Here is a 15,184-nt window from a genome sequence, read left to right as displayed (position 1 = left end):
AGAACCCGTGAGCTTCCGGATCCGCGTCTTCGTCCTGATGGCGCTGGTGGCGCTCGGCGCGACCGGCGCGACCGTGGCGCTCACCTGGTGGCAGGCCCGGGACCAGGTCAGTGAGGCGGCGACGGCGTCGCGGGAGACCACCGAGCTGATCCAGCGGGAGCTTCGGGAGCAGGCGCTGCGCAACGGCACCTGGGAGGGCGTCGACCAGACCCTCCGGCGGCTGCGGGGCATGACCGGGCAGCGGCTGCGGCTCGTCGACCCGTACGGTGCGGTGGTCGCCGACACCGACCATCTGGACCGCCGGACGGCCCGGCCACCCGGCTCGGTCGCGGTGTTCGTCGACCCGCTGCCGGAGCTGATCGTCACCGGCCGGGGTGACGGATGGCGGGCCACGCTCGCCGCCATCGACGTGTACCGGACCGAGACGCTGCTGGCCGCCTGCCTGTACCGGCACGGCTACGAACTGGCCGTCACCCCCGGTTCGGACGGGGTGCCCCGGCACTCGGTCACCGGCGGCGGGACCGAGGCGGTGGTGCGGTGCCGGCCGGACGATCCGGCGCCCTGGCAGCGGGCCGACGACCTGGCGCAGGTGCAGCAGTGCGATCCTCTCCAGGCCGAATGCCTGCGGGCCGCCTTCCGGCGGCAGATCACCACGGCCGACATCGCTCCCGCGCCGTTGCTGCTCACCATCGGCGCAGGCAATGAGCCGGCTCGTACGCTGGACGCCGGCCCGGTCCTGCTGATCACCCTCGTGGTCGCGGCCCTGGCCACCGGCGGCGCGCTGCTGATCAGCCGCCGGGTGCTGCGCCCGATCGGCACGCTGACCGCCGCCGCCCGGCGCCTGGGCGGCGGTGACCGGGACGGCCGGGTGCCCGACGGCGGCCGGGACGAGCTCGGTGAGCTGGCCCGCGCGTTCAACCAGATGGCCGACTCGGTGCGAGCCGCGCAGGACGACCAGCGCCGGCTGATCGCGGACGTGGCGCACGAGCTGCGTAATCCGCTCGCCAACGTGCGCGGCTATCTGGAGGCGCTGCAGGACGGTGTGGTCGAGCCGACCGCCGACCTGTTCGCGTCACTGCACGAGGAGGTCGTCCTCAACCAGCGGATCGTCGGTGACCTCCAGGAGCTGGCACTGGCCGAGGCGGGCGCGCTGATCTACCACTGGTCGCCGGCCGACCTGGCCGACCTGATGGCGACGGTCCGCAACACGCACCGGGCCGCCGCCGACACCGCCGGGGTGACCCTGGTGGTGGACGCGGACCGGCCGGTGCTCGCCGAGGTGGACCCGGACCGGATCCGGCAGGTGGTCGGCAACCTGGTCCGGAACGCGCTGCGGGCCACCCCGGCCGGCGGGACGGTCACGCTGACCGCGCTGGCCGACGGAGACCGGGCGGTGCTGCGGGTGACCGACACCGGCGCCGGGATCGCCGCCGAGCATCTGCCGTTCGTGTTCGACAGACTGTGGCGGGCAAGCCCGTCCCGCGGCCGTGGAAGCGGGGGCAGCGGCCTGGGGCTGGCGATCGTCCGGCAGATCGTGCACGACCACGGTGGCGAGGTGTCGGCGGAGAGCGCCGAGGGGGCCGGCGCCACCTTCGAGATCCGGCTGCCGCTCGCCGTCAATCCGGGACGATCGCCCAGGAGTGCGGTGGAACCGGGGCGTGGTGGCCGTACCCGAACGGCTTGTCGGCCAGGTTGAGCAGCAGTGACAGGCGCTGGCCGGCGGGACCCTCCGCGATGATCGCCAGGGTTTCGTTGGTCAGGCCGTCGGTGCTGATCCGGGCGCCGGTGAGCCACGAATCGCGCCGGCGGATGCCGATCAGCCGCTGGTACAGCGACGAGTCGCCGTCGCCCGGGGTGTCCGGCATCGGCGGGCGGACCGCGTCGTCGCCGCCCGGCCGGTCCTCCTTGACCCCCTGATATCCGAGCTCGTCGCCGTAGTAGACGCTCGGCACGCCGGGCAGGAAGAACAGCAACGCGACGGCGTGACCCAGGTGCTGCGAGTCGATGAGACGGCTGGCGATCCGGGTCACGTCATGGTTGCCGAGGAAGGTCAGCGGCAGGAACGCCTCGGTCCACGCCCGGTGCCGGTCCAGCGCCCAGGCCAGCTCGAACAGGTTCCGGTCGTTGAGCGACGACCAGACCGCCTTCCACAGCTCGTACTGGGTGACCGAGTCCAGGCCGGACCGTTGCACGTAGTCGCCGTAGTCGCCGTGGATCATCTCGCCGACGAACCAGGCGTCCGGGAACCGCTCGCGCACCCTCGGCAGCACCGCCGCCCAGAACTCCGGGTCGACCGCGTAGGCGGCGTCCAGCCGCCAGCCGTCCGCGCCGCGCTCCAGCCAGTGGCACATCACCTCGACCACGTGATCGCGGACCACGGCTGACGTGTGGTCCAGAGTGATCAGCCGGTCGTGGCCCTCGAACAGGTACGGGTACTCCCCGCTCCACCGCACCCAGTCGCGTGGCCCGCTGCCGTCGAGGGCGGCCCGGACCGGCGGGAAGTCACGGCCGGCATGGTTGAACACGCCGTCCAGCAGGACCCGGATGCCGCGCTCCCGGCAGGCCGCCACCAGCGCGTCGAAGTCGCCGTCGTCACCGAGCCGCGGATCGATGCGCAGGTAGTCGACGGTGTCGTAGCCGTGGCTGCCCGACGCGAAGACCGGGCCCAGCGCCAGGCCGTTGCAGCCCAGCCCGATCAGGTGGTCGAGCCACTTCTCCAGGCGCCCGAGCCGGTGCGTGACGCCGGTCGCCGGCCCGGCCTCGGGTTCGGCGCCGACGAACCCCAGCGGGTACACGTGCCACCAGATGACGTGCCGGACCCAGTCGCCGCTCATGATCCGACCCTATCCGTCGATGCTGCGGGACAGGTTCGCGATGCTGGTCACCAGGGCGGTCAGGTAGGCGTCGATGCGCCAGGTGGCGGCGACCACGGTGCCGAGCCGGGACACCAGCACCGGCAGCGGCACCACCGCCGGGTCGGCGATCCAGCCGCTGACCCGGGCCACCAGGTCGCCGATCAGCCCCCGGACGATGTCGCGGGCCAGCAGGATCAGATCACCCGCCGCCTTGGTGATCACCGTCATCGCGGTGCAGGTGGCGACCAGCCCTCGTAGCGCTTCGACGTTGTTGGCCATCAGCGTCAGGTAGGCCCGCACGTCCGGGCCGTCCTCGCCGGCGAAGTCGGCGTCCAGACACTGTCGCAGGTCGCCGCCGATGATCCGCAGGTCGCCGGCCATGTCCGCCCACAGCCGGGCCTGCTCGGCCACCACATCGGGCATCCCGGCCAGGTCGTCGACCATCCGGCGCAGCGGCGGGATCCGGTCCATCGCCACATCCAGCCCGCCGGACCGGACGGCGGCCTCGGTGTCGTCGAGCGGGATCGCGAACTCGGCCACCGGCGCGTCGGCGAGCAGCGGCTCCACCCACTCGCGGCCCTCCACGACGGCCAGCACCCCGTCGATGATTTCGGTCGCCGAGCGGGGCCCGTCGTCCGGCTCGCCGACGAACTGGGCGAGACTCTGCCGGCCGTCGGCCACCCCACGCAGCCCGTGGACGGTGATGACGAGGGTCTCCTCCACATAGGCGATCAGCTCGTCGTGGCGGATGTGCCGCTCACCCAGTCCGGTGAGGACCCAGCCGCACAGCGCCCCGAACGCTGCCTGATCCTTCTCGAACCGCTGGACCACGACCCGCACCCGGCCCAGCCGGACCCGCAACTCGTCCAGGCGGGCGGCGTGCAGGCGCAGCCGGGCGGACATCGACACAACAGGCACGGTAGCCGCCGGAGCGCCCGATGTGCCCACCCGGTCCGATAACGGTCCCGTTTTCCGGTGGGGCGCCCACCTCGCGGTGGACGCCCCGGTCGGGAACTCCTACTTGTACGTGATGTCGCTTTCCTTGACCTTGCAGTTGCTGTCGTTCCAGCCCTCGCCGAGGTACTTGGGCTCGCTGCCCTTGGCCACACCCTGGTACTTGCCGCACACCGTGAGGTCGGAGCTGTTGGTCACGGTGACCCGGGTGATGGTGGCGGTGTCGCCCCAGTTGCTGTTGATGCCGGCGACCATGTCGATGTTGTTGACCAGCACGTTGTCGATCTTCACGTGACGCTGGTACGAGCTGGAGCAGTTGCCGCAGCCGCGGTACAGCTTGCCGGAGCCGCTCAGGTAGAAGCCGGAGATGCTGACCGTGCCGTTGCCGTTGTGCTGGAACGTCTTGTCGCTGCCGTTGCGGGCGCCGCCACCGATGACGTAGCTCGTACCGCCGCCGGTGCCCTTGAAGGTTGCGGCGTCCTCGCCGATGTCGTTCCACCAGACGTTGCGGATGGTGCAGGTGCCCTCACAGTGGACGCCGTCGCCGGCCGGCGAGCCGATGATCACGTTCTGCAGGGTGCCGCCGTTGGCGATCTTGAACATCGGGTCCTGGGACTCGTCCTGCGAGCCGTCGCCGATGCAGCAATAGGTCTTCATGCCGCCGTCGAACGTGCCGGACACGCTGACCGTGCCGGAGATCGAGACGTTGCCGGCCGAGGACGGCCAGGCGCCGGTCGGCGTGCCGGTGCCGCCGGTCGGGCTCGGCGTCGGGCTGGTCGGGCCCGAGGTCGGGCTGGTGGTCGGCGTGGACCCGCCGCTGGAGTACGTCTCGAACTCGGAGATCCGCGGCGCGGCGGAGGCGCTGGTGATCTCGAAGGTGAGCTTCTTCAGCGAGGTCGCCGAGAAGTTGATGGTGCCCGGACTGCCGCTGCCACTGGCCAGCTGCGAGCCGCTGTCGCCGTTGAGGACCCGCCAGGCGCTGATCGAGCCGCCGCCGGAAGCCTGCTTGATCACGGCCGAGGAGACCGACGTGGCGCTGCTCCACTTGACCGAGACGTAGCCGGTGGCGCTGCTCGGCGACCAGTAGGTGCTGGTGTTGCCGTCCTTGACGTTTCCGTAACTGGTGCCGCTGGCCTTGCTGGAGCCGTCGGCGCCGCCGGCCAGGCTCAGGTTGTCAGCTGCCATGGCGTTGGTCAGCGGCAGGGACAGGGTGATCGCGGCGCTCGCGGTCACCGTGACTCCGACGGCCAACCACCGTAGGGCGACTGGTCTTCTCATTGCGGTACTCACCTTCATCTGGGGATTGGGCAGCGCCTTCAAGCGGGGGGAAAGCGCTTTCCTGGCGAGGATAGACAGCAATTGATGTGATCACAAGCAGTGACTTCCGGGCCGTCGCGTGACTCCCACCAGGACCCATCCATAGACGACCGCAACTCACCGCAACCGGCCAGATATCAACTCGGCTCGCCGGCGAACCGCTCCATGATCCACAGCGCGTCGGTTAGGGTTCCCCATGCGAAAGCTCGTCTACTTCGTGGCCGCCAGCATCGACGGCTACATCGCCGCGCCCGACGGTTCGTGGGAGTTCTTCGGCGCCCCGGACGCGTCCGTCGCGTTCATGGTCGAGCAGTTCCCGGAGACGCTGCCCACACACGTGCGCGCGGCGCTCGGCGTCGACGACGCGCCCAACCGGGTGTTCGACACGGTGCTGATGGGCCGCCACACCTACGAGCCGGCGTTCCAGGCCGGGATCACCAGTCCCTACGCCCATCTGAAACAGGTCGTCTTCTCCCGTACCATCGCTGGATCTGACGGGGTTGACGTTGTCGCCGACGACCCGCTCGCCTTCGTGGAGAAACTGAAACAGGAGCCCGGCCGCGACATCTGGCTGGCCGGCGGCGGCAACCTGGCCGGGCAGCTGCTCCCAGCCGTCGACGAGGTGGTGCTCAAACTCAACCCGGTGATCGCCGGCGGTGGCATCCCGCTCGCGGCGGCCGGCTTCCAGCCGCACCGCTTCGTCCCGGACGGCACGACCGTGCTGGCCGACGGTGTCCAGGTGATGCGTTACCGGACGGCCTGATCCGCGCTCCGCATCGCCCACGAGGCGAGCAGCCCGAGCGCCTCGGCGGTCGCCGAGCCCGGCTCGGCGGTGTAGACGGTGAGCGTCAGATCGGGTTCGGCCCGCAGGTCGAGGCTCTCCCAGGCCAGGGTGAGGTCGCCGACCACGTGGTGCCGGAAATGTTTGGTCCCGGTCGCGTGGGTGCGGACGTTGTGCGACCCCCAGCGGCGGCGGAAGTCGTCGCTGCGGGTCGACAGCTCACCCACCAGGTCGTGCAGGCCCTTGTCGTCCGGATTCTTCCCGGCTGCGGTCCGCAGGTTGGCGACGGTCATGTCGGCGGCGAGGCTCCAGTCCGGATAGAACCGGTGCGCGGCGCTGTCCAGGAACGTGAACCGGGCGAAGTTCGGCGTCCCGGACGGATCGGTGTACGCGTCGCTGTACATGGCCCGCCCCAGATGGTTGGCCGCCAGCATGTCCTGCCGGTTGTTGACCAGGATCGCCGGACTGCTGATCGCGTCCAGTGACCAGCGCAGACTGGGCCGCAGCGTCCACTGCCGGGTCCGGCGGGCCGGCCGCAGGATGGCGTTGCTGCCGTTCGCCTCGTGCGCGAGGCTGACCAGATGGGCCCGCTCGGCCTCGTCGAGCTGAAGCGCCCGCGCGATGGCGTCGAGCACCCCGGCCGACACCCCGGCGAGCGCGCCGCGTTCGAGTTTCGCGTAGTACTCCACGCTCATCCCGGCCAGCGCCGCCACTTCACTGCGGCGCAGCCCTTGGACCCGCCGCTGCCCGAAGACCGGCAGGCCGGCCTGCGCGGGGCTGATCTTCGCCCGCCGCGTGGTGAGAAAGTCGCGCACCTCTGCCCGGTTGTCCACGTCTCCGACGGTACGACTCCCCGCCCGGATCAGGGATGTACTGCTGGTACACCCATCGGCAGGGACTTCTCCGCGCATCGCGGTGTGCTGGTGGACGTGACCGCACGAGTTTCGAGGAGGGCAATCATGCGTGGTGACCTGCGGGTCGAGAGCCGCGGATCGTTGCGCCCAGCGAGGTGACCGCGGCCTGGCTCCGGTGGCACCGACCTGGGCAGTTCGCCGACGCGGGCCTTTCCAAAGCCGCCAGCGGCACGGCATGGCTGCTTTTCGGCTCTCGATGACCGGTCAGCGGCACGGTATGGCTGCTTCCCGACCCGATCGAGCGGCCAGCGGCACCGCACGGCTGCTTCTTCGGCGTTTCAGGGTCCTTCACGCACCGCCGGAGCCCCACCGGTCACGCGGGCGGCTGAGACACCGACCCAAGGCCCGGAATGTCGCATTCGCGGGAAATTCATCCCCAGCCAGCCTCGTAGGTCTTGCACGCTTCTCCACGCCGGCAGCGATCTTGCAAGGTTCTTCATGTCTGGGTGTGGTTAGTCGTGCAAGGTCTACTGCGCCGGGGAGACCTTGCAACTTTCTTCCTGCCGGAACGCGGAAAGGGCTGCAAGATCGGCGTGGGCGGGGAAAGTCGTGCAAGATCTGCGGGCGACAAGCGGCGAGCCGTAGGCGGCGAGGCGCTGGCGGAGGAGACGTCATCCGTTTGAGGGCTGTCCTTTCAAGGTGAGGTGGCTGCGCAGAAGGCTCCCGGGCAGCAGAACCCACAAGAGCTGTGGCGGTGCGGCAGTGACCTCGGCACCGGAGGCCGGTCGGCGGGCCGTGGACGGCCGCCCCGCGATCACGCCTGCTTACGCCTATGACCCGGATCGCGGATTAAGGATCGGCGGACCGGGCATATCGATGGGTGGACGGACATGCAACGCCGGGAGGCATCACGATGACGACACTCGACAGCACCACGACTTCGAACACCGCCACCGCCCAGGAGAAGATCAGGGACGCGGCCGAGCCGGTCCGCCGGCGCCCGGTGGCGTCCTCGGCGGCCGCGCTCGCCGTCGCCGCGGTCGCGGCCGCGGGTGTGATCGGCGGCCGGAAGTACGCGCAGTCGCGCCGCTCGCGCAGCCGCTGGCAGCAGATCCTCGACCGGCTGCCGCTCGGCCGGTTCCGCTGAGCCATCCCGCCCGCTGACCCCGTCCATCCCCCGGTGGACGGGGTCGGGGTCATCCCGGAGACGGCATACCCCGAAGGGCGACCAGACCCGCCGAAAAACTTAGGGAGCCCCTCCGGGGTCGCGCCGGATCCGGACGTTTTCCCTGGAAAATAGCCTTCTGGTGTGTCCACAATCCAGCCTCGCCGGTGGCCCGTCGCCCTGGTCCGAGTATTCGCGATCATCACTCTGCTCCAGGTGCTGCTCCAGGCCGCCCTCGCCGGCGGCTTCATCAGCGGCCATATCGGTTACCTGACCGCGCACAGCCTCAACGGCTCACTGCTCACGGTCACCGTGATGTTCCTGGGGATCTCGACGATCCTGCTGTTCCGCCCCGGCCGCGGCCCGTGGTGGCCGATTCTGCTCAGCGTCGTCCTGTGGTGGATGGTCGCGATCCAGATCGGCATCGGCTTCGCCCGGCTGGTCGGCTTCCACATTCCGCTGGGCGCCGCGATCCTCGCCCTGACCGGCGCGTTCGCCTGGTGGTCGATCAGCTACCGCCCGCGGCCGGTGACGGCATGAGGATCTCCCGGCGCGGTGTCCTCGCCCTGGCCGGCGCGCCCGGCCTGGCCGGCTGCGCCCGGCCCGTCGACGGCCCCGGCACCGGCGAGCTGCTGGCCAGCGAACTGCCCCTGCCGGACCGGTTCCGGGTGAGACTGCCGATCCCGCCGGTCGCCCGCCCGGTCAAGGTCACCGCCGACACCGACCACTACCTGGTCACTCAGCGTGTCGCGAAAGCCGAGCTGATCCCGGGCGTCAAAACCGAGATCTGGGGGTACGACGGAGTCTTCCCCGGTCCCACGTTCCACGCCCGTAAAGGCCGGCCCATGGTGGTGACCGTCCGCAACGAACTGCCCGTGCCGACGTCGACGCACCTGCACGGCGGGGTCACCCCGGCCGAGTCGGACGGCTTCCCGACCGACCTGATCCTGCCGGCCGGCTACTCCCCCGGCCCGCCCGGCCACCACGGCGCCTCCGGCCGGCATCACGACACCACCCGCGACTACACCTATCCGGTCGGTCAGCGGGCGGCCACCCTCTGGTACCACGACCACCGGATGGACTTCACCGGCCCGCAGGTGTGGCGTGGCCTGGCCGGACTGTTTCTGATCACCGACGAGATCGAGGCCGCGCTGCCGCTGCCCCGCGATGACCGTGACCTGCCACTGATGATCTGCGACAGATCGTTCGCCGCCGACGGCTCGCTGCGGTATCCGCAACGCGACATGACCCACCCAGGCGCCGACGGGATCTTCCACGCCGGCATCTTCGGCGACGTCATCCTGGTCAACGGCGCCCCATGGCCACGCGCCGAGGTCGCCGCCGTCCGCTACCGGCTGCGCCTGGTCAACGGGTCCAACGCCCGCCGCTACCGGCTGTCGCTGTCCGCCGGGACGATCACCCAGATCGGCAGCGACGCCGGCCTGCTCGCCACCCCCCTGCCCCGCAAGGACGTGCTGCTCGCGCCGGGTGAACGGGCCGACGTCATCGCCGACTTCACCGGGCTTCCGGCCGGCGCCGAGGTCACCATGACCAACACCCTCGGTGAGGGGCCGACCGCCGACGTCATGCGCTTCGTGATCACCGGCCCGGCGCCCGACGACAGCCGGATCCCGGCCACGCTCACCACCCCGGAAACCCTCGACCGGACGCAGGCGGTGGCCGAGAGACAGTTCGACTTCCGGTTCGGCGGTGGTCGATGGACGATCAACGGTCAGCCGTACGATCCAGCCGCGACGATCTGTTCGGTCCGGGAGGGCACGGTCGAGCTGTGGCGGTTCACCAGCGACTTCCATCACCCCGTCCACGTGCACCTGGGCCACTTCCAGGTGCTGTCGCGCGGCGCCGGCGGTCCCGAACCAGGTGACGCGGGCTGGAAGGACACCGTCGACGTGCGGCCCTACGAGACGGTTCAGGTGCTGGTCGACTTCACCGGCCACCGCGGGCGTTACATGCTGCACTGCCACAATCTCGAACACGAGGACATGGCCATGATGGCCAATTTCGACATCACGTGAGGGGATCCGATGGCGCGCTCGCACCACTACGAGGTGATGGTCAGCTGGACCGGAGAGACCCGCTCGTACCGGTCGTACGAGCGGGCCCACGAGGTGACCGCCGCCGGCAAGGCGCCGATCGCCGGCAGCTCCGATCCGGCGTTCCGTGGCGACCCGGCCCGCTGGAACCCGGAGGAGCTGCTGGTCGCGTCGCTGGCCCAGTGCCACATGCTGTGGTTCCTGCACCTGAGCGCCAGCGACGGGGTGGTGGTCACCGGATACACCGACTCCCCCACCGGGGTGATGGTGGAGACCCCGGACGGTGGTGGCAACTTCGAGGAGGTCGTGCTGCGTCCCCGGGTGACACTGGCCGACCCGGGCCAGGCCGATCTCCTGGCCGGCCTGCACAAACGGGCCCATGAGCTGTGCTACATCGCCCGTTCGGTGAACTTCCCGGTCCGGCACGAGCCGGCCTGAACCGTACGCGGCGCGGCGGGGTTCAACTTTCTGACAGCCCGGGTTTTCTGGTCTCGCCGATGAATCACCGGTCGCCGGGCGGTCTCCATATCTGTAGAGCACGTCGCCTCGAAAGGAGCGCCACCATGACCGCCAACCTCACCGCCGCCCGGGCCGAAGCCCTGTTCACGACCGGTCTGGCGACCGGCAGCAGCCCGGCTTTCGAGGTGGTCGACGAGGCCATCCGCACCGCGGTCCGCTCCCGCGGCGGGACCCGCGCCTGCGCCGCCGACATGGCCGCCGAGTTCGGTGACCATCCGGAGCTGGCCGTGCCCCGGATGCGCTGGGCCCTGGAGACCGTCACCCGGTTGTACCCGCCGCGCCGCCGCCAGTGGGCCCTAGTCGCTTGACCCGTTACCGTCGCCCTTCCCGCTCCTCCACCCGCCTTCCCGCACCTTCACCCGCCTTCCCGCTGCCACCCGCTTTCTGCCCCTTCACCCGCCTTCCGCTCCTTCACCCGCCGTCCCGCTCCTGGCTCAGCGCGCCGTGCGGCCGATCAACTCGTCGGCCACCCACTCGGCGACGCCGGACGGGTAGGGCGCGGGCAGGCCCAGCACGATGTGGCCGAATCCGGCGTCGAGCGAGGCACGGATCTGGTCGCGAGTTCCGGCCGGCCGGTCGTAGTCGACCGGCAGATGGATGGAACGGACGATCGTCGCCGGATCGCGGCCGATCTCCGCGCAGTACCGGTCCAGCAGGACACTGCGGCCCACTACGTCGGCGAGGTCGCCGCCGCCCGGGATGTTCCACAGGTCGGCGTGCTCGGCGACCACCCGTAGCAGCGCCGACGAACGCCCGCCGATCATGATCGGTGGATGCGGCCGCTGGACCGGCTTGGGACTGCCGAACGCCCCGGTGAGCTCGACGTGCTCGCCGTGGAAGTCGAACGGCTCTGCCTCGGTCCACAGTCTCCGGATCACCGTGCAGGCCTCGCCCAACGCCGCCACCGAATGCGCGAAGTCGTGGTAGGGCAGGCCGTGTGCCTCGTACTCCCGCCGGGCCATGGGGTGACTCGGTCGTGACCCGGCGCCGATCCCGAAGTCGAGACGGCCTCCGGAGACGATGTCCACGGTGGTGGCGATCTTGGCGAGCATCGCCGGCGGCCGGAACCTGTTGCTGGTCACGAGCAGGCCCAGGCGCAGTCGCCGGGTCTGTGCGGCCAGGGCGGACAGCAGGGTCCAGCCCTCCAGCGCCGGGCCGTCCGGGTCGCCGCCGATCGGCATGAGATGGTCGAACAGCCATGCGTGCTCGATCTCCGCGATGTCGTCGGCGTCCCGCCAGACCTGCTGGATGTCCTGGTAGCCGACCTGCATCGGCGCGGTCATGATGCCGAAGCGGGCCACCTCGGCGCCGCCTGCCATCCCGGCGCGACCCGCCGTTTCTCCGTCGGCCGCCATCTCAGCGCCGCCCGCCATCTCAGCGTCGGCCGCCGTTTCTCCGTCAGCCGCCATCTCAGCGCCGCCCGCATTCTCGGTGCCGCCTGCCATCTCAGCGCCTCCGCAGCGACGCGTCGAGCAGCGACGGCGGGGTGTCGATCTTCTCGTCCGGGGCGAGGTCCAGCCCTGGCGCCACGATGGTGTCGATCGCGTCGAGGATGTCGGCGGACAGCACCGTGTCGGCTGCCGCGACCTGTGAGTGCAGGTGGTCCAGGGTTCGCGGGCCGATGATCGCGCTGGTCACGCCGGGGTGGGCGGTGACGAACCCGAGAGCGAGCTGGATCAGTGTGAGTCCGGCCTGGTCGGCCACCTTGATCAGCTGTTCGACGGCGTCGAGGCGGGCCTGGTTGGCCGGGACGGTCAGGTCGAAGCGCTGCTGGAGCAGGCCGGACCGGTAGGTGCTGATCTCCTGCCCGGCCCGGACCGCGCCGGAGAGCCAGCCGGAGGCGAGCGGGCTCCAGACGAGCACGCCCATGCCGTACTCCTGGGTGACCGGCAGGACGTGGGTCTCGATGCCGCGTTGCAGGATCGAGTAGCTGGGCTGCTCGGTGACGTACCGGCTCAGGTGGTGTTCGCGGGCGGCCCACTGACCCTGCACGATCCGGTGGGCCGGGAACGTCGACGAGCCGAAGTAGCGGATCTTCCCGGCGCGCTGGAGGTCGGTCAGCGCCGACAGGGTCTCCTCGTCGCTGGTCGCCGGGTCCCAGCGGTGGATCTGGTAGAGGTCTACGTGATCGACGCCGAGCCGGCGGAGGCTGTCGTCGAGAGCGGTGACCAGCCAGCGACGGGAGCCACCCTGCTGGTTGCGGTCCGGCCCCATCGGCAGGGTCGCCTTCGTCGCGAGCACGATGTCGTCGCGGCGGCCGGCGATGGCCTTGCCGACGATCTGCTCCGACTCGCCGTGGCTGTACATGTCGGCGGTGTCGATCAGGTTGATGCCCGCCTCGAGGGCGGCGTCGATGATCGCGCCGGCTTCGTCCTGACCGGTGCGGGCCATCGCGCCGAAGTTCATCGCGCCGAGCGCCAGGGTGCTGACCTGGACGCCGGTACGGCCCAAACTGCGGTACTGCATGGTCGTTCCTCCTGGGTATCTGGCATGCTGGGCTAAGCGGAACAACGTTCCGGCCCAACCACCAACATACGGAACGGTGTTCCGTTTACCAAGTGGTTCCGTTCCCAAGAGGCGTGATGGGGGTAACAGTTCAGTGGTGGAGAAGCGGGCCGACGCGCGCCGCAATCAGGCGACCCTGCTGTCGGCGGCGGCCGCGGCGTTCGTCGAGGCCGGGGTCAACGTGCCGGTGCGCGACATCGCGGCGCGGGCCGGGGTCGGGGTCGGCACCATCTACCGGCACTTCCCGACCCGGGCCGACCTGATCGTCGCCGTCTACCACCATCAGATCGAGGCCTGCGCCGAGGCCGGACCGGCTCTTCTCGCCGCCGCCGAGACCCCGCATGCGGCGCTGGCCGAGTGGATCGGCCTGTTCGTCGACTTCCTGGTGACGAAACACGGCCTCGCCGGAGCTTTCCACTCCGACGACGCCGCGTTCCAGAAACTGCACTCGTACTTCCTGGACCGGCTGCTACCGGTCTGCGCCGATCTGCTGAAGGCGGCGGCCGACGCGGGCGAGATCCGGCCCGACGTGGGCGCGCTGGAACTGATGCGAGGCGTAGGCAACCTGTGCATCGGCGACGGCGACGACCCCCGTTACAACGCCCGCCGGATGGTCGGCTTCCTCATCATGGGCCTGCACACCTGACGCGAACCGCCCCGCCAGCCCTCCTTCTTCCGCTGACCCGAGCCTGGCGTCACACCTGCCCGCGGCCTGTCCGCGGCGGGCGTGAGGGCAGTTCGGAAGGCTCGAGCCTGGCGTCACACCTGCCCGCTGCCCGTCCGCGCCGGGCGTCAGGGCAGTTCGGAAGGGCGGTGCGTCGTGGTGGCGGAGCCAGCGTGCACGATGACCGACAGGGTGTCGACCTCGCCGCCCTCGGCGCCCGGCCACCAGGCCGCCCACCAACCGGCCTTCACGCTCGCCTGAACCAGCGTGCCGTTGCCGAGACGGACCTCGACCGCTGTGACGTCCGGCGCGGCGAGTCCGACGATGTTCGACCACTGGTCGTCACCGTCGCCGTAGGAGCTCATCGTCTCCAGATTGACGGTGCCCGCCGGCGGGGCGACGATCGCCGCCTCGTCGATCAGGCTCATCGAGGCGGCCCGGTCGTCGTCACCGACCATCAGGCACTCGACGATCGTGCCGTCCTTGCGCTGGATCAGCAGGGTCGCCTCGCCACGCTGCTCGGCCAGCAGCACGTCGGACGCCTTCGCCACGGTCTCTCCGGCGACCCCGTTGGCGGCGCAGGCCTCCGCCTGCGGCAGCACCTGGTCGCCGGTGCGCGCGGTGGGCTGAGCGGTCCACGACGCCACCGCCCGCTCGGTCGCCCCCGGAACCAGCGCCGGCACCGCAACCGCGGCGACCGCGCCGAGCGCTGTAGCGGCCGCACCCGCGAACAGCCAGCGCCGCATCGGCGGGCGGGCGGCGCTCTCGGCGGACCCGTCGATCACCCGTTCCACGAACGCCTCCGCGCGGGCCCACTCCATCGGGCTCGGCTCCCGGTCGCGGGCCGGGTCGAGGACGGCGAGACGGTCCAGGTCGTTCATGCGTTCGTCCACGACTGCTGCTCCTTGGCGATGGGTGGGGTCGGTGTCGAGGTGAGGCGAGGTCCAGATGACCTCCGCACAGGTCCCGTGGCCGGTGCAGGCTGCCCGGCCGAAGCAGGCAGCCCGGCCGAAGCAGGTTGCGCGGCCGACGCGGCGGGACTGAGGGCGGTCTGGAGGCGCTTGCGGGCCCGGGTGAGCCGCATCGCGAAGGTGGAACGGCGGCAGCCCAGGACAGTGGCCGCCTGCTCGGAGGTGAGCCCGTCGAACGCGATCAGGGCCAGAACCTCACGGTCGCCGGGGCTGAGGGTCCGCCACGCCCGTTCCAGATCGATGCGCTCGGCGGCCGCGGCCGAACCATCCGGCACGTGGCTGTCGGCGCCGGTCAGCCGTACATCCAGAGCCTGACGCCGCAACCAGCCGCGGGTCTGATTGGCCATGGTCCGCCGGGCCACCGCGAACAGCCATGGCCGGGCCTCCGGAGGAACGTCGGCGAGCCGCCGCCAGGCGGTGAGGAAGACGGTCGACACGACGTCTTCCGCCTCGTCCGCCGGGATCCGTCTCTCGACGAAACGCAGCAGGTCAGCGTAGGTGTCCCGGTGCAGCGCCCGGAACCGCTCTTGTTGGTCCATGCCCCC

The 15,184-nt window shown here is 70.7% G+C and carries 16 protein-coding genes; 8 read left to right on the top strand and 8 right to left on the bottom strand.

From position 1 onward, the window contains the following. Positions 1–7: 7 nt before the first annotated feature. Entirely contained in the window at positions 8–1,696 is a 1,689-nt protein-coding gene (locus AB0E94_RS19915; protein WP_360328205.1) for an ATP-binding protein, read from the top strand. Here the strand turns inward: AB0E94_RS19915 and AB0E94_RS19910 are convergent. From AB0E94_RS19910 to AB0E94_RS19900, 3 genes are all read right to left on the bottom strand, one after another. After that, positions 1,617–2,834: an alpha-amylase family protein gene (locus AB0E94_RS19910; protein ID WP_360328203.1), complete on the bottom strand. Its 1,218-nt coding sequence runs from the start codon at positions 2,832–2,834 to the stop codon at positions 1,617–1,619. The two genes, AB0E94_RS19915 and AB0E94_RS19910, sit on opposite strands and share 80 nt — an antisense overlap. A gap of 9 nt (positions 2,835–2,843) precedes the next feature. Next, positions 2,844–3,764, bottom strand: a complete 921-nt coding sequence (locus AB0E94_RS19905) for a hypothetical protein (protein ID WP_360328201.1) — start codon at positions 3,762–3,764, stop codon at positions 2,844–2,846. A gap of 108 nt (positions 3,765–3,872) precedes the next feature. Continuing rightward, positions 3,873–5,042 carry a pectate lyase gene (locus AB0E94_RS19900; RefSeq protein WP_360328199.1) on the bottom strand — a complete coding sequence of 390 codons (1,170 nt, stop codon included), beginning with the start codon at positions 5,040–5,042 and terminating at the stop codon, positions 3,873–3,875. A gap of 280 nt (positions 5,043–5,322) precedes the next feature. Between AB0E94_RS19900 and AB0E94_RS19895 the strand changes: the two genes are divergently transcribed. Next, a complete protein-coding gene (locus AB0E94_RS19895; protein ID WP_360328197.1) occupies positions 5,323–5,889 on the top strand; it encodes a dihydrofolate reductase family protein in 567 nt (188 codons plus the stop codon). Here AB0E94_RS19895 and AB0E94_RS19890 read toward each other — a convergent pair. Then, on the bottom strand, positions 5,874–6,740 hold the full coding sequence (locus AB0E94_RS19890) for a helix-turn-helix transcriptional regulator (protein WP_360328195.1): 867 nt from the start codon (positions 6,738–6,740) through the stop codon (positions 5,874–5,876). The two genes, AB0E94_RS19895 and AB0E94_RS19890, sit on opposite strands and share 16 nt — an antisense overlap. A gap of 934 nt (positions 6,741–7,674) precedes the next feature. Here AB0E94_RS19890 and AB0E94_RS19885 point away from each other — a divergent pair. From AB0E94_RS19885 to AB0E94_RS19865, 5 genes are all read left to right on the top strand, one after another. Further along, positions 7,675–7,908, top strand: coding sequence for a hypothetical protein (locus AB0E94_RS19885; RefSeq protein ID WP_360328193.1), 234 nt, complete (start codon positions 7,675–7,677; stop codon positions 7,906–7,908). A 162-nt stretch (positions 7,909–8,070) separates the two neighbouring features. Next, positions 8,071–8,466 carry a hypothetical protein gene (locus tag AB0E94_RS19880; RefSeq protein WP_360328191.1) on the top strand — a complete coding sequence of 132 codons (396 nt, stop codon included), beginning with the start codon at positions 8,071–8,073 and terminating at the stop codon, positions 8,464–8,466. Next, a complete protein-coding gene (locus tag AB0E94_RS19875) occupies positions 8,463–9,962 on the top strand; it encodes a multicopper oxidase family protein (RefSeq protein ID WP_360328189.1) in 1,500 nt (499 codons plus the stop codon). The genes AB0E94_RS19880 and AB0E94_RS19875 overlap by 4 nt, the downstream gene beginning before the upstream one ends. 9 nt (positions 9,963–9,971) lie before the next feature. Then, the gene (locus AB0E94_RS19870; RefSeq protein ID WP_360328187.1) at positions 9,972–10,418 is read left to right on the top strand and encodes an OsmC family protein; all 447 of its coding nucleotides are present in this window, start codon (positions 9,972–9,974) and stop codon (positions 10,416–10,418) included. Between the two features lie 125 nt (positions 10,419–10,543). After that, positions 10,544–10,807: a hypothetical protein gene (locus tag AB0E94_RS19865; RefSeq protein ID WP_360328185.1), complete on the top strand. Its 264-nt coding sequence runs from the start codon at positions 10,544–10,546 to the stop codon at positions 10,805–10,807. Positions 10,808–10,933: 126 nt separating this feature from the next. Here the strand turns inward: AB0E94_RS19865 and AB0E94_RS19860 are convergent, their stop codons facing one another. Together AB0E94_RS19860 and AB0E94_RS19855 are read right to left on the bottom strand one after the other, a co-directional pair. Next, positions 10,934–11,944, bottom strand: coding sequence for an LLM class flavin-dependent oxidoreductase (locus AB0E94_RS19860; RefSeq protein ID WP_360328183.1), 1,011 nt, complete (start codon positions 11,942–11,944; stop codon positions 10,934–10,936). Position 11,945: 1 nt separating this feature from the next. Further along, complete coding sequence (locus AB0E94_RS19855) at positions 11,946–12,965, bottom strand: aldo/keto reductase (RefSeq protein WP_360328181.1); 1,020 nt, start codon at positions 12,963–12,965, stop codon at positions 11,946–11,948. Between the two features lie 136 nt (positions 12,966–13,101). Between AB0E94_RS19855 and AB0E94_RS19850 the strand changes: the two genes are divergently transcribed. Further along, positions 13,102–13,650, top strand: a complete 549-nt coding sequence (locus AB0E94_RS19850; protein WP_360328179.1) for a TetR/AcrR family transcriptional regulator — start codon at positions 13,102–13,104, stop codon at positions 13,648–13,650. A 146-nt stretch (positions 13,651–13,796) separates the two neighbouring features. Here the strand turns inward: AB0E94_RS19850 and AB0E94_RS19845 are convergent, their stop codons facing one another. Continuing rightward, positions 13,797–14,561, bottom strand: a complete 765-nt coding sequence (locus tag AB0E94_RS19845) for a hypothetical protein (RefSeq protein ID WP_360328177.1) — start codon at positions 14,559–14,561, stop codon at positions 13,797–13,799. After that, entirely contained in the window at positions 14,546–15,178 is a 633-nt protein-coding gene (locus AB0E94_RS19840; protein WP_360328175.1) for a sigma-70 family RNA polymerase sigma factor, read from the bottom strand. The genes AB0E94_RS19845 and AB0E94_RS19840 overlap by 16 nt, the downstream gene beginning before the upstream one ends. Positions 15,179–15,184 lie beyond the last annotated feature (6 nt).

This window comes from Actinoplanes sp. NPDC026670, assembly GCF_040638175.1.
GTDB lineage: Bacteria > Actinomycetota > Actinomycetes > Mycobacteriales > Micromonosporaceae > Actinoplanes.
This window is presented reverse-complemented; position numbering and strand designations above follow the sequence as displayed.

Bases quoted from the DNA above. Each gene is read 5' to 3' on its own strand.
- AB0E94_RS19910 (WP_360328203.1), bottom strand. From the start codon at position 2,834: ATGAGCGGCGACTGGGTCCGGCACGTCATCTGGTGGCACGTGTACCCG.
- AB0E94_RS19895 (WP_360328197.1), top strand. From the start codon at position 5,323: ATGCGAAAGCTCGTCTACTTCGTGGCCGCCAGCATCGACGGCTACATC.
- AB0E94_RS19885 (WP_360328193.1), top strand. From the start codon at position 7,675: ATGACGACACTCGACAGCACCACGACTTCGAACACCGCCACCGCCCAG.
- AB0E94_RS19875 (WP_360328189.1), top strand. From the start codon at position 8,463: ATGAGGATCTCCCGGCGCGGTGTCCTCGCCCTGGCCGGCGCGCCCGGC.
- AB0E94_RS19870 (WP_360328187.1), top strand. From the start codon at position 9,972: ATGGCGCGCTCGCACCACTACGAGGTGATGGTCAGCTGGACCGGAGAG.
- AB0E94_RS19865 (WP_360328185.1), top strand. From the start codon at position 10,544: ATGACCGCCAACCTCACCGCCGCCCGGGCCGAAGCCCTGTTCACGACC.
- AB0E94_RS19860 (WP_360328183.1), bottom strand. From the start codon at position 11,944: ATGGCAGGCGGCACCGAGAATGCGGGCGGCGCTGAGATGGCGGCTGAC.
- AB0E94_RS19855 (WP_360328181.1), bottom strand. From the start codon at position 12,965: ATGCAGTACCGCAGTTTGGGCCGTACCGGCGTCCAGGTCAGCACCCTG.
- AB0E94_RS19840 (WP_360328175.1), bottom strand. From the start codon at position 15,178: ATGGACCAACAAGAGCGGTTCCGGGCGCTGCACCGGGACACCTACGCT.